At 28.5% G+C, this 20795-nt stretch carries 20 protein-coding genes; 14 read left to right on the forward strand and 6 right to left on the reverse strand.

Annotated features, from left to right (window positions below; translation table 11 throughout):
• Positions 1 to 20: 20 nt before the first annotated feature.
• The 6 genes from mnmE to rpmH all read right to left on the reverse strand — a co-directional run bounded on the left by mnmE (position 21) and on the right by rpmH (position 3645).
• On the reverse strand, positions 21 to 1391 hold the full coding sequence (mnmE, locus tag RWJ08_RS05585; protein WP_313961373.1) for a tRNA uridine-5-carboxymethylaminomethyl(34) synthesis GTPase MnmE: 1371 nt from the start codon (positions 1389 to 1391) through the stop codon (positions 21 to 23).
• Positions 1392 to 1453: 62 nt separating this feature from the next.
• Positions 1454 to 2164 carry an RNA-binding cell elongation regulator Jag/EloR gene (gene jag / locus RWJ08_RS05590; RefSeq protein WP_313961374.1) on the reverse strand — a complete coding sequence of 237 codons (711 nt, stop codon included), beginning with the start codon at positions 2162 to 2164 and terminating at the stop codon, positions 1454 to 1456.
• 17 nt (positions 2165 to 2181) lie between these two features.
• Complete coding sequence (locus RWJ08_RS05595; RefSeq protein WP_313961375.1) at positions 2182 to 2880, reverse strand: YidC/Oxa1 family membrane protein insertase; 699 nt, start codon at positions 2878 to 2880, stop codon at positions 2182 to 2184.
• A 9-nt stretch (positions 2881 to 2889) separates the two neighbouring features.
• Positions 2890 to 3102, reverse strand: coding sequence for a membrane protein insertion efficiency factor YidD (yidD, locus tag RWJ08_RS05600; protein ID WP_009355122.1), 213 nt, complete (start codon positions 3100 to 3102; stop codon positions 2890 to 2892).
• Positions 3099 to 3440 (reverse strand): ribonuclease P protein component, encoded by a 342-nt coding sequence (gene rnpA / locus RWJ08_RS05605; RefSeq protein WP_293439786.1) that lies wholly within the window; start codon positions 3438 to 3440, stop codon positions 3099 to 3101. Before rnpA ends, yidD begins: the two co-directional genes overlap by 4 nt.
• A gap of 70 nt (positions 3441 to 3510) precedes the next feature.
• Positions 3511 to 3645: a 50S ribosomal protein L34 gene (rpmH, locus tag RWJ08_RS05610; RefSeq protein ID WP_004832453.1), complete on the reverse strand. Its 135-nt coding sequence runs from the start codon at positions 3643 to 3645 to the stop codon at positions 3511 to 3513.
• Between the two features lie 231 nt (positions 3646 to 3876).
• On the opposite strand from rpmH, the gene RWJ08_RS05615 reads away from it, so the two are divergent.
• From RWJ08_RS05615 to RWJ08_RS05680, 14 genes are all read left to right on the forward strand, one after another.
• Positions 3877 to 4422 (forward strand): GNAT family N-acetyltransferase, encoded by a 546-nt coding sequence (locus RWJ08_RS05615; protein WP_313961376.1) that lies wholly within the window; start codon positions 3877 to 3879, stop codon positions 4420 to 4422.
• A gap of 175 nt (positions 4423 to 4597) precedes the next feature.
• On the forward strand, positions 4598 to 5446 hold the full coding sequence (locus tag RWJ08_RS05620; protein WP_313961377.1) for a KilA-N domain-containing protein: 849 nt from the start codon (positions 4598 to 4600) through the stop codon (positions 5444 to 5446).
• 264 nt (positions 5447 to 5710) lie between these two features.
• Positions 5711 to 7258, forward strand: a complete 1548-nt coding sequence (locus RWJ08_RS05625) for an ABC transporter ATP-binding protein (RefSeq protein WP_313961378.1) — start codon at positions 5711 to 5713, stop codon at positions 7256 to 7258.
• Between the two features lie 485 nt (positions 7259 to 7743).
• Positions 7744 to 9159, forward strand: coding sequence for a chromosomal replication initiator protein DnaA (gene dnaA / locus RWJ08_RS05630; RefSeq protein WP_313961379.1), 1416 nt, complete (start codon positions 7744 to 7746; stop codon positions 9157 to 9159).
• A gap of 276 nt (positions 9160 to 9435) precedes the next feature.
• Complete coding sequence (gene dnaN, locus RWJ08_RS05635) at positions 9436 to 10542, forward strand: DNA polymerase III subunit beta (RefSeq protein ID WP_313961380.1); 1107 nt, start codon at positions 9436 to 9438, stop codon at positions 10540 to 10542.
• Between the two features lie 9 nt (positions 10543 to 10551).
• Positions 10552 to 10773 (forward strand): S4 domain-containing protein YaaA, encoded by a 222-nt coding sequence (yaaA, locus tag RWJ08_RS05640; RefSeq protein WP_269722550.1) that lies wholly within the window; start codon positions 10552 to 10554, stop codon positions 10771 to 10773.
• 2 nt (positions 10774 to 10775) lie between these two features.
• Positions 10776 to 11876, forward strand: a complete 1101-nt coding sequence (gene recF / locus RWJ08_RS05645; RefSeq protein WP_278478296.1) for a DNA replication/repair protein RecF — start codon at positions 10776 to 10778, stop codon at positions 11874 to 11876.
• Entirely contained in the window at positions 11869 to 13785 is a 1917-nt protein-coding gene (gene gyrB, locus RWJ08_RS05650) for a DNA topoisomerase (ATP-hydrolyzing) subunit B (RefSeq protein ID WP_313961381.1), read from the forward strand. The genes recF and gyrB overlap by 8 nt, the downstream gene beginning before the upstream one ends.
• 9 nt (positions 13786 to 13794) lie before the next feature.
• Entirely contained in the window at positions 13795 to 16224 is a 2430-nt protein-coding gene (gyrA, locus tag RWJ08_RS05655) for a DNA gyrase subunit A (RefSeq protein WP_313961382.1), read from the forward strand.
• Between the two features lie 9 nt (positions 16225 to 16233).
• A complete protein-coding gene (locus RWJ08_RS05660) occupies positions 16234 to 16539 on the forward strand; it encodes an STAS domain-containing protein (RefSeq protein WP_293439793.1) in 306 nt (101 codons plus the stop codon).
• A gap of 2 nt (positions 16540 to 16541) precedes the next feature.
• Positions 16542 to 16889: a hypothetical protein gene (locus RWJ08_RS05665; RefSeq protein ID WP_041953162.1), complete on the forward strand. Its 348-nt coding sequence runs from the start codon at positions 16542 to 16544 to the stop codon at positions 16887 to 16889.
• Positions 16890 to 16893: 4 nt separating this feature from the next.
• Complete coding sequence (locus RWJ08_RS05670) at positions 16894 to 17658, forward strand: SigB/SigF/SigG family RNA polymerase sigma factor (RefSeq protein WP_248111278.1); 765 nt, start codon at positions 16894 to 16896, stop codon at positions 17656 to 17658.
• 393 nt (positions 17659 to 18051) lie between these two features.
• On the forward strand, positions 18052 to 19434 hold the full coding sequence (locus RWJ08_RS05675) for a DUF4026 domain-containing protein (RefSeq protein ID WP_313961383.1): 1383 nt from the start codon (positions 18052 to 18054) through the stop codon (positions 19432 to 19434).
• 357 nt (positions 19435 to 19791) lie between these two features.
• A complete protein-coding gene (locus tag RWJ08_RS05680; protein ID WP_313961384.1) occupies positions 19792 to 20745 on the forward strand; it encodes an Abi family protein in 954 nt (317 codons plus the stop codon).
• The last annotated feature ends 50 nt before the right edge of the window (positions 20746 to 20795 follow it).

A 20795-nucleotide genomic window follows, 5' to 3' on the forward strand; every position in this document is an offset into this window, starting at 1 on the left:
AAAGACGGCTTTCACCGTCTTTATTTTCCAATACAGAAGTTTGAAAAGATATTGTCCAAGATATTTTCGGAAATATTTTCTCCGATTATTTCTCCAAGCACTTCGTAAGCTCTTCTTAAATCCACTTCGCAACAGTCGATAGGCACCATATTTTTTAAATCTGCATAGAAAGATTTTAAATATTCTAATGAGCTCTTTAGACTATTTTCATGTCTTACATTTGTGATTAAAGCCTTGTCTTTAATCTCTATTTTGCCGTCGAAGAACATATCTATAATTGCCTGTTCAAGTTTTGAAATTCCTTCATTTTTTAGAGCGGATATTTCTATTAACTCAAAATTTACCTTTTCTTTCAATTTTTCTTCATTCAATTTTTTATCCAAATCTACTTTATTTAAAATTCCAATAGATTTAGTTGTATTTGCAAGATTTATTATCTTTTCATCTTCTTCGTCAAGTTCTCTTGAAATGTCGAATAGTACTAAGTTTAAGTCCGAATTTTCACTTGCTTCGATAGATTTTTGTACTCCAATTTTTTCAACGACATCAGCAGTATCTCTGATTCCTGCAGTATCATTTATATTTAACTTAATTCCTGAAAGCTCAATGTCTTCCTTAATCAAATCTCTCGTAGTTCCTGCAATATCCGTTACAATTGCTCGTTCCTGTCTTAAAATTCTATTTAGTAGGGAAGACTTTCCAACATTAGGCTTCCCAATTATTGAAACATTTATTCCGTCTTTTAAAATTTTTCCTTTATTAGACTCTCCAAGTAATTCTTCCATTTCAGCCATCAATTTCTCAGTCTTTAAAATTACATTATCAAAAGGTAATTCCTCCTGCATATCTTCTGTAAAATTGATAGAATACTCAACAAAACTTAAAATATCTAAAAGTTCTTCTCTAAATTCTTTAATCTTTTTACTCAAATGTCCTTCAAGTTGATTAATCGCACTCTTATGAGAAAATTCTGTTTTTGCCTTTATTAAGTCAATAACTCCTTCAGCTTGGGATAAATCAAGTCGTCCATTTAAAAATGCTCTTTTTGTAAATTCTCCCTTTTCTGCAAGATCTGCTCCATTTTCAAGACATAAATTTAAAACCCTTTTAAGACATACAATGCCCCCATGAGTAAAGATTTCAACTACATGCTCTCTCGTATAAGTATGAGGTGCAAACATAAAACAAACCATAACTTCATCAATAAGTTCATCTTTATCGTAAATATGCCCATATTTCATCATTCTATTGGATTTTTCATCTATTTCTTTTTTATCCTGAGGTTTGAAAAAATTTTTTACAATATCTATCGACTTTTCACCACTAAGTCTTACAATTCCAATACCTGATTCGCCTGTAGCAGTAGCAATAGCAACAATAGTATTTTCCATATTTTCTCCTTGTTGTTCCACAATAAAGCAAAAGAACGCCTAAACGTTCTTTTAATTGCATATTAAAATTTAGGTTTGATAACAACCTTTCTATGTGGCTCTTCACCTTCGCTCACAGTAAATACACCTTTCATATTGTGTAAAGTTGAGTGAACAATTCTTCTCTCATAAGCATTCATAGGTCTAAGTCTCATAACTTTTTTATATCTAATAGCCTTTTTAGCAAAAGTCATTGCCATTTCTCTGATTGATTCTTCTTTTCTCTTCTTATATCCATTTATATCTAAGAAAACTCTCTTTTCTAAGGAAGTATTTCTTCTAGCAAAAATACTTACAATATATTGAATACTTTCTAAAGTTTCTCCAGATTTTCCAATCAAAACTTTAAAATCATCAGATTTATTTATATACAAATTGACAGCTTCTTCATCTTCATCAAAAGTTATTTCACCGTCAACTCCCATTTTCAAAATTAAGTCTTTTAAAAATCTTTCAATTTTTTCTATATCTTCGCTTTTAGCGGGAACTTCTTTTTTACAACAAGTTTCTTCAACAACTTCATCAACAACTTCTTCTATAAACTCATTATAATTTTCTTCTTTTTCTTGTTTTAAAGAAACTTCAACTAAAGCATCTCTTGAACCAAAGCCCAAAAAACCACTCTTTGGTTTTTCAATTACTTTAACATCAACATCTGAAATATCTGCTGATAATTCTGCTAAAGCAAGTTTAACAGCTTCATCAACAGTTTTTGCTGATTTTACAACAGTCATTCTTTTGCTCCTTTCAACTAATTACTCATCTTTTTATTTTCGTAAGCAGTCAAAGCTAATCTCAATAAAATTTCTACAATATTTGTCATAGCCCAATAAAGTGCAAGACCAGCAGAGAAACTCTTAGCAGAAATAAATATTACTAATGGGAATATATATTTCATAGTTTCCATAGATTTTGCACCAGGATTATCCTGTTGATCTCTATTACTCAAATCAAGGTAAACATATTGAGTAATTGCATTTATCAAAGGAAGACCATATAAAAGTGGGTCTGGTGCTGACAAATCCTTAATCCAAAGGAAATTTTTCATAACATCTGCATTTGCATCCCCAAAAATATATAACAATGGCTCTCTCATTACTGCAAACATCGCTATAACTAAAATAAAGTTAAAAATCAAAGGTAAACAACCACCAAGTTGTTTAATTCCATGTTCTTTATTAAATTCCATAAGTTTAAGATTCATAGCTTGTGGATCATGTTTATATTTTTCTCTTATCTTTTGTTGCTCTTTAGCAAACTTTGCTTGAATCTTTTGATTTTTTATACTACTTAAAAATATTGGGAAAAGTACAATCTTAAAAATTATAGAAATTATAATAATACTAATCGCTAAATATGAAATACTTGAAGGCTCATTAGGTAAAACCGAAGCAACCCCTTCATAAATAAATTTTAATACAGATCCCATTAAATTTCTTAAAAATGCCATTTATTCCTCCTATTTTAGTGGATCATACCCACCTTTTCCAAAAGGATTACATCTTAAAATTCTCCAAATAACTAAAAAACTTGCCTTAAAAAAATTGTATTTCTGATACGCTAAAATCGCATATTCCGAACAAGTCGGTGTAAATTTACATTTTCCATGTCCCCAAAGGCCAGAAATATATTTTCTATAGAATTTAATTAATAAAATCATCAATTTTCTCAATTTAAAACCTTCTTTAAAGCATAATTTATAAGTCTTAACAAAGACCTCTCAAGTTCAATGTAATCAATTTCTAAAGTGTTTTTTTTCGGTAAAATTACCATTTCATAACCTAATCCTAAATCACAAACATTAAGTCTTATTATCTCTTTTATTCTTCTCTTAATCAAATTACGTTTATTTGCTTTTCCAAACTTTTTAGTAACGGAAACACCGAACTTAACTTTTTTTCTATTTGTCGGTCGGATAAAAATGGTAAAATCTTTATTCCAAAAATTTTTTCCACGCTTGTAAACAGTTTGAAACTCTCTATTTTTTCTTAATCTAATTTCCTTATTCATATATCATCTTTCCATGCTTCAAACACAAAGCAAAAAGCTGAATTTTAGAAAAGGCCACACTAATGTTGGCCTATGCTGATAAAACTTTTCTATTTTTAAGTCTTCTTCTCTTTAATACAGCTCTACCTGCTTTTGTACTCATTCTCTTTCTAAAACCATGAATTTTACTTCTTTTTCTTCTATTCGGTTGATAAGTTCTTTTCATAATATAGATGACACCTCCTTATTATAATCACCTTTAGGTTATTTAATAAAACACTACCATAGATTATAAGCTATTTTAAGTATAATTGTCAAGTAAAAATATAAAAATTTTATAAAATTTTTATACAGATTCAAAGCAAAATTTTTAATTCATAATACAAGTATTTACATTCAACAAAAAAGATGATATCATTAAGTTAAAGTGATATTGGAATTTATGTGAGGGATAAATATGAAATACACACCAGAAAAATTTGAACTAAAAGATGGTAGAATCTGTGTAATTAGAGAAATTCAAGTAAAGGATGCTGCAGAAACTGTTGAATATTTGAAGACTGTTATGGGAGAATCTGATTTCTTGTATTCTTATCCAGAAGAAATAACTATGTCTGCAGAAGAGGAAGCAAAAATGATAAAAGGCTTTAATGAATCTGATAATACACTTATGCTTGTTGTCGAAATGGATGGAAGACTAATTGCAAATGGCATGATTACAAGACTGACAAAAAAGAAAATGTGCCATCGAGGGAATGTCGCTGTTTCTGTGCTAAAAGAATTCTGGAACTTAGGAATAGGAAAGAAGTTGCTTATTTGTCTTGAAAAGCAAGCTAAGAAATGGAATCTTTCCCAAATTGAACTGGATTATTTCTCAGGTAATGAAAGAGGAAGGGCTCTTTACGAGAAAATTGGATTCGTACAAGTTGGAGAAACTCCTAATGCCTTCATTTTGAAGGATGGAACACGATACAACAATATAAAAATGATAAAAGGTATTTAAAAAATTTTGGGTTTCGTTTCATAATAATCACAGTGGCAATTAGTCAAGGTAATACAAGAGTTTTAGAGCTTATATCAAAATTTAAAATCAAAAAGAATAGTTGGTGTGCTATTTAGAGCAGTTATCACAAAAATAAATGTTGTTATCATTACATCAGCATAAAGGAGGAACTCATATGTCTAATGCGAAAAAAGACATAATTGAAGCAAAAGGTTTTGCGATTCAAATTTACACTGAAGACTTTAAAAACGACTATATAAGTCTAACGGATATTGCAAGATATAAAAGCGATGAACCAAGCGATGTAATAAAAAATTGGATGAGAAGGAAAGATACAATTGAATTTCTTGGTTTATGGGAAAGCTTAAACAATATGAATTTCAATTCGGTCGAATTCGACCGAATTAAATCAGAAGCTGGATATAATTCCTTTACATTGTCTCCTAAGAAATGGATAGAGAAAACACAAGCAATTGGAATTATTTCAAAAGGTGGAAGATATGGCGGTGCATTTGCACATACAGATATTGCCTTTGAATTTGCTTCATGGATTTCTGCTGAATTTAAGATGTATGTAATTCAAGATTACAAAAGACTTAAATCAGATGAAAACTCAAGATTGTCGTTGGGATGGAATCTTAATCGAGAAATTTCAAAGATTAACTACAAAATTCATACAGATGCAATCAAAGAATATCTCTTAAAAGATCTTACTAATGAACAATTATCCTATAAATATGCAAGTGAAGCAGATATGCTAAATGTTGCATTGTTTAATAAAAGAGCTAAACAGTGGCGTGAAGAAAATCCAGATTTAAAAGGTAATATGAGAGACTATGCAAGTCTCAATGAATTACTTGTGCTAGCAAATATGGAAAGCTACAATGCAATCCTTATTGGTAAATGTATGAATCAAAAAGAAAGAATGATAGAACTTAGAAAACTTGCTAGAACTCAGCTGCTGTCAATTGAAAAGCTGAACAATACAGGTATTAAGAGTTTGGAGGATAAGTCAAAGAAATAGAGAGATGATTAAATGGTGGTAACTTAAATGTAAAAAAATTTTAAAGAAAGTCATCCAAGGATTGATATAAACATAGGCAAACGGATAGTATCAGTTACTTATTATATTTACAAAGTTTTTGGAGGAAAAAAATGAAAAATAATTATACATTTAGAAAATTAATAAGAATACTCTCTTTGCTTTTTATATTTTTGACTGTATTTTATAGTTTACATATAATGCAATAATATTCAAATAATTTTTATAAATAGGGAGGATTTTGTTTTGAGTTATTTATGTTTTTTAGTAATAATGATAATTTTGTCATTAGTTTCAGTTGTATTTAGCCTAATTGCACCGATTATGGTTCAAATTTGGAGTAAAAGTGTAGAGGGAATTACTATCTATAGAATTTTACTTTTATCTATAATTATGGCTGTTTTTATGCTAATAAATATTTTATTTATTGTAATAAAAGAACACTATTCAAGAAAGTTAAATAGAGAGAATTTTTTCGACTATCTAAAAGATATTTTAACTTTAAAATATGATTACATAATTTCCGAAGGAATAATGAAAATTTTGGATAAGACAATAATGAGTGTTAACAATATTTATCTGTTTATCACAGGGGATAATATCAAATTAATAACAAATTCACTCGTTATGGTAGTTGTTTCTGTTTGGATTTTATATATTAATAAATACATATTTCTTGCTTGTTTGGTAGTTGTTCCTATAAATATTTTAGGCTTTGCCAAGATAAACAAAGTGCTATTGGGAAAATCTAGAAATATGGAATTACAGGTTACTACAGGCTGGCAAAAAGTTTTATCCGTCATATCAAATACTGAATATATAAAACAACAATCTAATCCAGATATTATTAAAAATTATTTAAGTGATACTGTAGATACTATTTACAATTCAATGTCTGATGTAAATATGTATTCTATAAGTACTTCTACCTTAATTCACAGTATTAATTCAATTTTTCAAACTGTTATATTAACTTATGGTGTTTATAATTTTGCCTTTGTTGGACATGATTATTTTTCATTGATGATACTTATGATTTTAATTCCAACATTTTTTAATACATTAAGTTCTCTTGTTGGTTCAAAACTAAATAAAAGAAATTTCACAATAGCTAAAGAATTTAAGGAAAATTTAGAAAATATGAGTGAAATTTATAGTGGAAATAATCTTGAAGAGATAAAAAATATTTCCTTTAATATTTCAAAATTAAAACTTCCTACACATAGTATTGATGTAAACATTGTTGGGGAATTTTCAAAAGGAGATATAATTAGAATAAAGGGAGACTCCGGTAGAGGAAAGAGTACATTCTTAAAATCAATTATTGGATTTAGAGAAAATGAAGGAATTTTTATAAATGGAAATAATATAAATTCATATAATTTATTAGCTTTAAGAAATAGAATTGAATATATGGGTCAAGATGCTTATGTTTTTCAAGGCTCTTTAGAGGACAATTTATTTTTCGGTATAGAAAATTATAAAGATAAAATTGACAGTCTAAAACAAGATCCGCTCTTAAAAACTATCTTCTCGTCTAAAGACTTGGACTCTGATATTTTTAACTTGGGTGCTGATTTATCAGGAGGAGAAAAACAAAAAATTGCTTTAGCAAGAGCAATTAATTCCGATGTGGATATACTTCTATTAGATGAAATCACTTCAAGCATTGATAAAGAAAGTTCTGTTGAAATTTACAACAGAATAAAAGAAATATCAAAAGATAAAATTATTTTTATAATTTCTCACGATGATATTGTCGATGATATTTGTAATAAAGAAATTTTAATATAAAATTAATCCATTTGCTTTTTGCAAGTGGATTTTTTGTGCAATAAATTTTAACGTAATATTTTTGTTTATATATTTACAATAATTTGCATATTAAATGTAATAAATTTGAGTTTTTTTTGGATTTTTGGTATAATTTAACTGTGAAAAGATGTGTAAAATTTTTTAAATATTAAAAAATTATTAAAAATTTTCAATAAAATTATCTACAAATTATTTTTTTACAAAAATGTAATATGTGGATAAGTAGAATAAATATGTGGATAAATTGTTTATTTTTTACTAATAAATATTTTATAGTTTAACAAAATTTGAAAAAATACAATTTATTTTATAAACAAAATAACTTTTATAAAAATGTGGATAACTTTTTAAAATATTTAATTATCTTTTTAAAAAGTCTTTATTAATATTAAAATTTCAATGTTTTAAAAATTTTATCTGCTGTGGATAAATATGTTAATAACTTAGAAAATGGGGAGTAGTTTATGTTTGAGAATGAAATAGTGGTTGATAGCTTATGGCTTGAAGTTTGCAATGAGTTAAAAGATAAACTCGGAGAAAGTCGATTTGCGACTTGGATTGAAGTTTTAAAGCCAATTTGTTATGAAAATCATAAGTTAATGGTACTTTGTCAGTCTAATTATATTAAAACTTTTATAAATGGAAATTTTAAAGATTATATTGAAGATGCAATAAATAATCAACTTTTTCCTTTAACAAAAGAAAAAACTGAGCTTTTACCTGTTGTCGCTACTGATGAAATCTATCTAGAAGCAATTAAAAATTTAGGAGGTCAAACTTCTTTCTTTTCAAAATCTTCTGAAAAAGGCTCAAAAAAGGGAAAATTAAAGAAAATTTCTTCTTCAAATAATTCTTCAGCTTTTTCAGAGAGATTTACTTTTGACAATTTCGTAAAGGGTAAAAATAATGAATTTGCTATGGCTGCAGCTGAAGCAGTTTCCAAAAATCCTGCTGGTACTTACAATCCACTTTTCATTTATGGAAATTCAGGACTTGGAAAAACTCACCTTATGAAAGCTATTGGCTATGAAATTCACAAAAATTTTGATTGTAAGGTCTTATATTTGAGTAGTGAGAAATTTACAATTGACTTGATTGACTCAATTAGGGATAAAAATCAAAATTCAGAATCTGAATTTAGAAAGAAATATAGAAATGTCGATGTTTTGCTTATAGATGATATTCAATTTATTGCAGGAAAGACTGCAACACAAGAGGAATTTTTCCATACTTTTAATGAATTATACAGTAGAAATAAGCAAATTATAATTTCATCAGATAGACCACCAAAGGAGATTAAAAATCTGGAGGACAGACTTAAGAGCAGATTTAATATGGGTCTAACTGTTGATATTCAACCACCTGATTTTGAGACGAGAATGGCTATTTTACAAGATAAGGTAAAGTATGAGCCAATAGCTCTTTCAAATGAAGTTTTAGAATTTATTGCAATGAATATAAAGACGAACATAAGAGAGCTCGAAGGGGCTTTAATTAATGTTTTGGCTCATTATAAATTAAAACAAGATGCTCCAATGACTGTTGATTATGTAAAGGGAATTTTATCCCAAAAACTTAATGAACTAAATAGGAGAGAATTGGATATTGATTTGATAAAGGAAACTGTAAGTGAGTATTTTAAAATAGAAGTTTCCGATTTAAGCTCTAAAAATAGGGCTAACTCAATTGCTTATCCAAGACAGGTTGCGATGTATCTTTGTAGAAATATGTTAGACTGTGCTTTAGGAAATATAGGTTCAGCCTTTGAGAAAGATCATACTACCATAATGCATGGGGTTAAGAAAATTGATGAAAAGATAAAGACTACTGAATCTGTAAGAAAAGATATAGAAAACATAAAGAAAATGTTAGAAGATTAGTATTACAAAAAAGTAATATTATTTTTAAAGAAATTTTTAGTTATTCGACTTATACTGTTTATAAGTATGTTGATAAGTTGTTGATAACTTTGTAAGATTTTTTTCGTTGTTAATATGTTTATAAGTCTATAATTATTTTGTGATTTATACAGTAGTTATACAGTAAATAAATATTGATATTTCAATGTTTGAAAGGGTTGTTTAAGATATCCACAGCCCCTACTACTATTACTACTAAATTATATATTTTTTATATGTGAAAAAAAGGAGAAAATTATGGAAATAAAGATAATGCAAAATGAACTTTTGGGTTTGATAAATATATCTTTAAGAGCTATAAGTTTAAAAAATAACACTTCAATACTAGAAGGAATTTTATTTATTGCAAAGGATAATAGATTAACTTTAAAGTCAACTGATTTGGAACTTGCAATTGAAACTTCAACTGAATGTAAAGTTGAAAAAGAAGGAGAAGTTTTACTTAATGCTTCAATGATTTCTAATATAGTGAGAAAATTACCCAATGATGAAGTATATATAAAGGTTGATAGAGAAAAAGTCTTTATTCAAAGTGAAAATGCTAAATTCAATATAATTGCAATGGATATTTACTCATATCCTGAATTTCCAACTTTTGAAAATAAAGTGGATTTTTATGTTCAAGAAAATTTGCTTAAAGTTGCAACTAAACAAACTATTTTTGCAACAGCTATTGATGATTATAGAATAGTTTTAAATGGTGTCGATGTTGAAATTGAAAATAAAAATGTTGATTTTGTTGCACTTGATGGACATAGAATTGCAAAGAGAAGTTTTAAGATAGAAGAAGATATTGAGAAAAAAGTTATAATTCCACCAAGAGCTTTAAACGAGATTTCAAAGATTGTTCCTGAAGGCTCTGTTGTTGGAATTTCACTTGTAAGAGGTAGTGCTATTTTCACTTTTGAAAATACAATCTTTTCAACAAGAGTAATAGACGGAGAATATTTGAATTATAAGGCACTATTTTCCTACGAACATAAGACAAAAGTTATTGTTTCAAGACGTGATTTAATAAATGCGATTGAAAGAGCAAATATTATCTATAAGGCAGAAAAGGGTGATTTAGTTACTTTTACAATAGATGATACTAGTATTTTAGTTGAAGGATCGTCTGAAATTGGAGATTTAAAAGATATTATCGACATCAAAAAAGAAGGAGATAATTTAAAGATTGCCTTTAATTCAAAATATGTTTTAGAGGGATTAAAGACAATAGAACAGGATTTTGTTGAAATTACATTTAATGGTAGAGCAGGAGCTTGTATCATAAGACCTGAAGATGAAAATATAGATTATACTTATTTAGTTTTACCTGTTTTGTTGCAAGATTCTCAATACTAGGAGTTTAAAATGGAAGAAATTATTATTGATACCGAATTTATAAAATTGGATTCGTTGTTGAAATATGCAGCTGTTGTTCAAACTGGAGCTGATGCTAAATTCTTTATTTCTGAAGGATTAGTTTTAGTTGACGGAGAAGTTGAAACAAGACGTGGTAGAAAAATTTATGACGGAATGACTGTTAAGATATTGGCAGATGAAGAAGTAAATTTGATTGTTAAAAAGAGGTAGAGTTGATAGTTGAAAAAATACATTTGACCAACTTTAGAAATTTAAAAGATATTTCTTTTGAGTTTAAAGAGAATATAAATGTTTTTGTCGGAAAAAATGGAATCGGAAAGACGAATGTTTTGGAGGCGATTTATATTTCTCTTGTTGCGTCAAGTTTTAGGCAGGCAAAACAAGAAGATTTTATAAGTTTTGGAGAGAATTTTACGAAAGTTGATACTTTTGTAAATGAAAAGGGATTTGAAAATAAAATTTCTTTTTTATATACTGACGATAAGAAAAAAGTTTTTAAAATTGATGATATTAAACTTAAGAGTATAAATGAACTTTACGACTTTTCAAATGTTATTGGATTTTTCCCTGATGAGCTAAAAATTATTACAGAAAGTCCAAATTTTAGAAGGAATTTTTTTGATAGCTTTATTATGAAGATGACAAAGGGCTATAAACAAAAATTAAATTTATATAGAAATGTTATTTTCAGAAGAAATTTACTCTTAAAGGGAATGAATTTATCCAGTTTTTATAAGCAGGAGATGAATGCTCTTACAAAAAAACTTGCTCTTTTGTGCTATGAAATAAGTATGGAGAGAAAAAAGTTGATTGATTTGATAAATATGGAAATAAATTCAATTCATCAACAATTATCAGGAGAAACTCTTTCTATAGAGTATGAGTCAATTTTATCGGATTATAAAAAATCAGAAAATGAATGTCTAAAGGAAATTTTAGAAAATTTTTCTAAGTCCTATAAATTGGATAGTGAAAATAAGACTACAAACTTTGGTATTCACAAGGAAAATTTTAAATTTATCTTAAATGGTAAAGATGCAAAGAGTTTTTCTTCACAAGGTCAAAAGAGAAATATTATAATTACAGTTAAGATGTGTCAAAAGAATATTTTTGAAGAGTATAAGAGAGTAAAGCCAATAATTTTACTCGACGATCTATTTAGTGAATTGGACGAAGATAGAAGATATGAAATTTTGGAATATTTAACGGATAATCAAGTCTTTATAACGACTACAGATAAATCTTTTGTAAATAATTTTAAGAATATTAATGTTATAGAAATGGAAAAAGTGAGAAAGGAAAAATATGAGTAAAGAAAAAATTAGAAATTACGGGGCGAAAGACATTAAGGTTTTAACAGGTCTTGAACCAGTTAGACTTAGACCTGGTATGTATATAGGTTCGACAGGAGTAAAGGGACTTCATCATCTAGTTTATGAAGTTGTTGACAACAGTATTGACGAAGCTTTAGCAGGAGTTTGTGATACAATTACAGTTACAATCTTTGAAGATAATTCTGTAAGAGTTGAAGATAATGGTAGTGGTATTCCAGTAGAAGTGCATCCACAAACTGGAAAATCAACACTTGAAACAGTTTTGACAATTCTACATGCTGGTGGTAAGTTCAATAACAATGCTTACCAAGTTTCAGGGGGACTTCATGGAGTTGGGGTTTCTGTTGTAAATGCTCTTTCAGAATGGCTTATTGCAAATGTAAAAAGAGATGGAAAACTTTATGAACAACAATTTTCAAGGGGAAATGCTACTTCAAAGCTTGAAGTGGTAGGTACTTCAAAAGAAACTGGAACAATAATAACTTTTAAACCTGATTCTGAAATTTTTGATACAACTATCTATGAAAAAGAAATTTTAAGAAACAGATTTAGAGAAATGGCATTTTTAAATAAAGGTGTTAAAATTATTTTTACAGATGAAAGAGAAGATTTTACAGAAACTTTTCATTATGAAGGTGGAATAAAATCTTTTGTTGAGTATATGAATAGAAATAAAAATAGTCTTCATAGCGAAGTTATTTATTTTCAAGGACAAAGAGGAGATTCACAAATTGAAATTTCTATGCAATATACAGACGGATACTCTGAAAATGTCTTAACTTTTGCAAATAATATCCATACACCTGAAGGTGGAAGCCATTTAGTAGGATTTAAGACTGCTCTTACTCGTACTTTAAATGACTATGGAAGAAAATACAATTTAATTAAGGATAAGGATGCAAATCTTCAAGGAGATGATACAAGAGAAGGTCTTACAGGAATTGTATCAATAAAACTTCCTAATCCACAATTTGAAGGACAAACTAAGGCAAAACTTGGAAATAGTGAAAGCCGTGGTATCGTTGAAGCATTCCTATACGATAATTTGATGACTTTCTTAGAAGAAAATCCAAAAGTTGGTAAAATTATTATAGAAAAGGCTCAAAGTAGTGCAAGAGCGAGAGAAGCTGCAAGAAAGGCAAGAGATTTAACTCGTAAAAAATCCATTCTTGACAATACTACTTTACCTGGTAAATTATCCGACTGTCAAGAAAGTGATATTTCTGTAAATGAAATTTATCTTGTCGAAGGGGACTCTGCGGGTGGTTCTGCAAAACAAGGTAGAGATAGTAAATTCCAAGCAGTTTTACCACTTAAAGGTAAGATTATGAATGTTGAAAAGGCAAGAATTGACAAGATTTTAGGTTATGAAGAAATTAAATCAATGATTACTGCTTTTGGAACAGGAATCGGAAAAGATTTTAACTTAGATAATTTAAGATATGGAAAAATAGTTATAATGACAGATGCCGACGTTGACGGTGCACATATTAGAACTTTGATTTTAACATTTTTCTATCGTTATATGAAAGAATTAATCGAACAAGGTCATGTATATATTGCACAACCACCACTTTATGGAATTATTAAAGGTGTTAAGGTTGTAAAATATTGTTGGACTGATGAAGAATTACAAGCTAGTTTAGATGAACTTGGTCGTGATTCACATAGAATTCAAAGATATAAAGGTCTTGGGGAAATGAATCCTGCACAACTTTGGGAAACAACTATGAATCCTGAAAACAGACTTTTCCTACAAGTAAATATTGATGATGAAGAACTTGTGTCAATAGACGAAACTTTCTCAACTCTTATGGGAGATAAGGTTGAACCAAGACGTGAATTTATAGAACAAAATGCGAAATATGTTGAAAATATTGACGCATAGGAGGAATAGATGGCTGATATAGAAAATAAAATGAATATAGTCGATGTAGATATCGAAAAGGAAATGAAAAAGTCATACCTTGAATATGCCATGAGTGTTATTGTTGCAAGAGCTTTGCCTGATGTTAGAGATGGTTTAAAGCCTGTTCATAGAAGAATTATTTATGCAATGCAAGGTCTTGGACTTTTACCAGACAAGCCTTATAAAAAATCTTCAAGACTTGTTGGGGAAGTAATGGGTAAATATCATCCTCATGGTGACTCTGCAATTTATGATGCAACTGTTAGACTTGCGCAAGATTTTAACTTGCGTTATCCTCTTGTTGACGGTCAAGGTAACTTTGGTACTATTGACGGAGACGGTGCTGCCGCTCCTCGTTATACAGAAGTTAGAATGCAAAAACTTGCTCTTGAAATGTTAAGAGATATTAATAAAGATACAGTTGACTTCGCACCAAACTATGACGAAAACGAAAAAGAACCAGTTGTTTTACCAAGTAAATTTCCAAATCTTTTGGTAAATGGTGCAGCTGGTATCGCCGTTGGTATGGCCACAAATATGCCACCACATAATTTAAATGAAGTAATTGATGCAACTTGCGAATATATCGACAATTTTGATATTTCCGTTGATGAACTTATGAAATTTGTTAAAGGTCCTGATTTTCCAACAGGTGCAAATATCATGGGACTTGAAGGAATTAAACAAGCTTATCATACAGGACGTGGAAAAATTACTGTAAGGGCTGTTGCAAATATTGAAGAACATAATAATAAAACTAGAATTATAGTTACAGAAATTCCATATCAAGTTAATAAAACTAATTTGATTATGAAGATTGTTGAACTTATCAAAGATAAGAGAATTGAAGGAATTTCAGACTTAAGAGATGAAAGTAATATGAAGGGGATTAGAATTGTAATCGAATTAAAGAGAGATGCTAATCCGAATATTATTTTAAATAATCTTTATAAACATACACAAATGCAAACTACTTTTGGGGTAATAAACCTTGCACTTGTAAATGGTGAACCTAAAGTTTTAAATTTAAAGGAATTAATCGGACATTATGTTGAACATCAAAGAGATGTAATCACAAGACGTTGTAGATTTGAACTTAAAAAAGCTGAAGACAGAGCACATATTGTTGAAGGACTTTTAAAAGCGATTGATCATATCGACGAAATAATTAAGATAATTAGAGCTTCTTACTCAGACGCGCAAGAAAAACTTATGGAACGTTTCGGTTTTACTAAAATTCAAGCTGAAAGCATCCTTGAAATGCGTTTAAGAAGACTTCAAGGTCTTGAAAGAGAAAAATTACAAGATGAATATAATTCTTTGATTAAAGAAATTGCAAGACTTAAAGAAATTTTAGGAAATGAAAGATTAATCTTAAATATAATTAAAGAAGAATTAATAGAAATTAAAGAAAAATTTGGCGATGACAGAAGAACTGAAATCAAACCTAATTTTGATGAAATTGAAATTGAAGAGTTAATTAAAGAAGAAGATGTTGTAATAACTCTTACAAAACAGGGTTACATCAAGAGAATCCCTTCTGATACTTACAAAGTACAAAACAGAGGTGGAAAAGGTGTTGTTGCCCTTACTACAAAAGAAGATGACTATGTTGACAGTCTTTTCGTAACTTCAACTCATAGCTTGATTTTATTCTTTACAAATAAGGGAAGAGTATATAAACTAAAAGCTTATGAAATTCCTGAAGGAAAAAGACAAGCAAAAGGTCAAAATATTATAAATCTTTTAGAATTAATGCATGGAGAAAAAGTAAATGCAGTAATTCCAGTAAAAGATGCAGAAGCTGATGAATACTTGATTATGGCTACAAAGAAAGGTACAATCAAGAGAACATCTGTTGAACTTTTCAAATCAATTAGAAAAGTTGGAATGAAAGCAATTAATTTAGTTGACGATGACGAACTAATCCAAGTTAGAGTTTCACCAGTTGAGGACTCAGCAATTCTAGTTACAAAAAAAGGTCTTGCGATTAAATTTGCACTTTCAGATCTTAGAGAAATTGGAAGAACTGGACAGGGTGTAAGAGGAATTAAACTTGATAAAGATGACGAAGTTGTTTCAATGAATCTTGACTCTGAAGGAAAACACCTACTTGTATTCTCTGAATATGGCTATGGAAAGAGAACTTTAGCGTCAAACTACAAAGTGCAAAATAGAGGCGGAAAAGGTGTTAAAACTTATAAAGTAACTGAAAAAACTGGTTTTGTAGTTTCATCTAAAATGGTAAATCCAAATGATGAAGTCATCGTACTTTCACAAAGTGGAGGAATTATTAGACTTCTTGTTAAAGACATACCAGTAAAAGGTAGAGATACACAAGGTGTTATAATAAAAGATGTAAATAAAGACGAAGATAAAATCGTTGCAGTTGCAAAATATGTAAATGATGTTGAATAAGGAGATGCTATGGAATTAAAAGTTGATTTAAGACAAGAGGGAGAAAAACTTTTTGTCGACTTACAAGGTGATTTGGATATAAATTCCAATAAAGAATTTAAAGAAAAAGTTAATTCCGTTCAAGGAGTAAAAAAAATAACAGTGAATTGTGAAAATCTTTCATATATTGATTCAACAGGACTCGGTGCTTTTATAAGTATCTACAAACATATAAAAGAAAAGGGAGAGAAACTTGTTATTACAGGCTTAAAACCACATATCAAAAAAATCTTTCTTATAACTGACTTAGATAAAGTTTTTGAAATCGAGGGGTAATTATGGATAAAATATTTGTAAAATTTCCTTCAGAAAAAAAATACATTTCAACTTTAAGACTTTCAATCTCTTCCATAGCTAATACAATCTCTATGGATATTGAAAATATCGAAGATTTAAAAGTTTCAATTTCTGAAGTTGTAAATTTATTTGTAGATGAAAGTGAATTTTTTGAAATCAGTATGGATGTCTTTGATGATAAAATCGAAATTGAAGTAATGCCTGACATTTCCCTTTTAGGAATTCAAGAAAAAGAAGAAAATAAATTTGCTTTACTAATTTTGGAGAATTTAGTTGATAAAGTAGAATTCAGAGAAAATAGTGTACTTTTAGTTAAAAATAAAGGATAAAAAAATGAAAAAGGTATATAACAAACCGGACTCAGAACAAATAAAAGCTCTATTTAAAGAGTATTTTGAAAATCCCACACCAGAACTTAGAGACAAACTAATAGAAAAAAATCTATATATGGCTGAAATTTTAGCTAAAAAATATGTAAATCGTGGAATAGACTATGATGATCTATTCCAAGTTGCAAGTCTTGGCTTAATCTATGCCATAGATAGATATGACATCTCAAAAGGCTTTGAATTTTCAAGTTTCGCTATGCCGACTATCGTTGGAGAAATAAAGAGATATTTCAGAGATAAAGGTTGGGTAATTCGGGTTCCAAGAAGAATACAGGAGAACTCTAAAAAAGTTAATAATGCAAAATATCATTTAACACAAGAGCTTGGAAGAACTCCAACAATTAAAGATATTGCAGACTATGTAGAACTTTCTGAAGAAGAAGTGTTGGAAATTATGGAAGCTAGTAAAGTTTATACACCTCAATCATTAGATCAAAGTTTTGAAAATTCAGATAGTGAAGACAAAGACACAAACTTAATTGATATTGTTGGAGAAGAAGACAAAGAATTTGACTTTGTTGACAATCAAGATTTTATTAAAAAAACTTTAGAAAAACTAACTGAAGTTGAAAAACAAATAATACTTGGAAGATATTTTGAACAAAAAACACAAGTTGCCCTTGCAAAAGAGCTAAACATTTCACAGATGACAGTAAGTCGTCTCGAAAAAAAAGCCCTTGCAAAATTTAGAGAAGAATTAAATATGTAAATTTAGGAGAAAAATCAACGGGAATCCGTTGATTTTTTTGTTTAGGAAATTTGTTTAGGAAAGATTGTTGATTTAAAATAAATATTTCACGTCATATAAGTTAGCAAAGGAAAGCCTCCAACACGTCATCTCGACCGGAGTGAAACGGAGTGGGTCTAGCCCTAACTTTTGTTGTTTATTCATAAACAACAAAAAGTAGGTCTGACGGGGTCGTTGTATCTTTGATACAATGACTCTGGAAATCTCATAAAGCCATGTAATTGTTAATACAATGTTTGTAGTATATTTTAATGGAATTATCTACAATATATTTAAGTTAAAAAACATTGAATCTACTCAATTATTGTGATATACTTCTTATAAGTTTTTAATAAATTACAAAGGAGAAAAATAATGAGTTTTTTTAAAAAGGTTGTTAACAGATTATTTAATGGTTCAAAGGAAAAGAAAGAAGAGTATTCTAATGACGAGTATTCTCCTACTTTGATTAAAGAAGCACCTCTTACTTATTGGGAAGAATTTTCATATATGTTGGCTTTAGTACCTGAAAATTACACAATTACTGAAGATACTTTTGCTAATATTAAAGCCATAGATGGTGTTGAAATTAAAGAAAAAATTATGCCAAGTGAAGATTTACCAGGAAAACTTGTTATATCCTATGATGGAGTAGAATATGATGTAGGATTTTATATTGGAGATTTTTATACAGAAGAAATGTATCAATGGCAATTACAATATTTTACGGAAGAGGAAAAAGAAGAGATTTTAAAAGTAAAAAATGCCTTAAATGTTTATATGAAGTTTGAAGGCAATCCTAAAAAATGTTATCATTTACAGCTAAAACTTGTCTATGCTATGATTCCTGAAATGGTTGCTCTTTGTGATGAAAGTGCTGAGAGATTATTAAATAAAAAATGGGTTGAATTAGCAGCAAATTCTAATGTGCTTCCTGCTCCTATAAGTTTATATACTGTTCAAGCTGTTTATGATGAAAATGAAGTTTGGCTACATACACATGGATTATGTAGATGTAATTTGCATGAAATTGAAATTTTAGGTTCAAATAAGGACGACTCCGGAACACATTATGACTTAATTTCAAGTTATGCTTGTAGATTGTTAGATGAAAATAATCCTGTTGAAGAGGATGATGGAAATGAAATTGGTGAAGAAACTATAAATATGGGAGTTTTTTACAATGGAGAACCAATAGTTGCTACATCTAAAAAATGGATAAATGCTTTGAAATATTATCCTAAGGATATTCTTGGAGGTATTGAAGATAGAAAAGAATCACATAATTCTAAAACAAATATACTTTTCCTTTATGGAAGTGAAGAAGAGTTTAATAAAAATTATTTAAGAAAGCCTACAGAGTTCACAAAAAAACTGGAGAATAATCCTCTGTATTATATAAGTTCTGAAGAAACTGCAAGAATGAGTTCTTTGGCGAGAGAAAGATTTTCTTATGTTGAAAGAATGCTTAAGGAAAAACAAGATGGTAAAGATATTGGGATTATTATTAAATTAGGTCTTGAAACAATTGATGAAGATGGTAATTTGGATAAGAAAAATCGTGAACATATTTGGTTTGAGGCTCTTTATATGGAAGGAGATAGTTTTAAGGCAAGATTGACTCAAGAGCCTTATAATATTCCTAATTTACATGAAGGCGATGAGGGGACATATTCTATAGATTATGTGAGTGATTGGAAAATTCATACTGAAAATGGTGTCGTAAGTCCAGAGACTGTATATTTATTGGATTTATAATATTATATGTTAAAAGTAAACAATTTTATCCCTTAAATTAAGGTATATTTTAAGGGATAAAAAGATTATTAAGGAGAAATCTAAAGAGAGGACATAGGCAGAGCTGCAAAATATATAAGATTAAAATAGTGAAAAAATCAACGGAAATCCGTTGATTTTTTGTGGAGGAATGAGTAGAGACATTTTATATAGTAAAAAGGTAAAAAAATATGGTATAATAAAGTTGAAGAAGCACATTTATAATAATATAAGCTGACATATGACGCTTGACGACTGGTAATATAAAAGCTATAATCTACGTATAAGATTAGGTTAGGAAGCATACGATGCCCTGACCGTTTTTTTTGGAGAATAAATATGAAAGAATATAAGACCTTTAATCAACAACTAGTAATATTAAGAAAAAGAGGATTGATTGTACCAACAGATGGAAGTCCAAAGAGATTTCTAGAACAAGAAAATTATTATAATGTAATAAATGGTTACAAAGATTTATTCCTACAAAAAAATAATTCTGGAGATAGATTAGTTCCAGAGGCATATTTGCCAAATACACATTTTGATGAATTAAAAGCTTTATTTTTATTTGATCGAGAATTAAGATTTTTATTTTTAAAATATATATTAATTTTTGAAAATTCATTTAAGACTGTGATATCACATGAGTTTTCTAGAAAATATCCTAAGCCTAATTCATATTTGGAAATAAAAAATTATGTTGATAATAATCCTAAAAAGGTTTTGCAACAAATAGCTATTTTAACTAAGACAATTCATGATAAGGTTGATAAAAATGGAGCAATTAAACATTATATAGAAGATCATGGATCAGTTTCATTATGGGTATTAGTTAATTATCTTACTATAGGAAATTTAGCACATTTATATGATATTTTAATAGATGCTGATAAAAATACTATAGCAAAATATTATTTAGATAAGTATAAAAAACAGTACAATATAGCATCAATGCCAAGATTTTCAAGTGAAGATTTAGGCTCTGCATTAAAAGTTATAAATTTGGTGAGAAATAAATGTGCTCATGACGAAAGATTATACAATTCTAATTTTGGAAATATTAGAGTTTCAAATATTGCTAATTATTTTGGTTTTAATAATTATGATAATAAAAAAATTATAGTTGCTATTATTTATTTGAAGGTTTTATTGGATAGAAACTATTTTAAAAAGTTTTATTCTGATTTAAGAAAAATTTTTGAAAAATATCAAAAAGAATTTAATACAGTTAAATTTTCAGATGTTTTAAGAATAATGGGTATAGAATTATCAGATTTACAAAGATTACAGTAAATATTTAGCTTAATTTTAAATAATAATTAAATTTTTCAAAAGACAGTGCT

It is taken from the genome of uncultured Parvimonas sp. (assembly GCF_963524015.1).
In the GTDB taxonomy this organism is placed as follows: domain Bacteria; phylum Bacillota; class Clostridia; order Tissierellales; family Peptoniphilaceae; genus Parvimonas.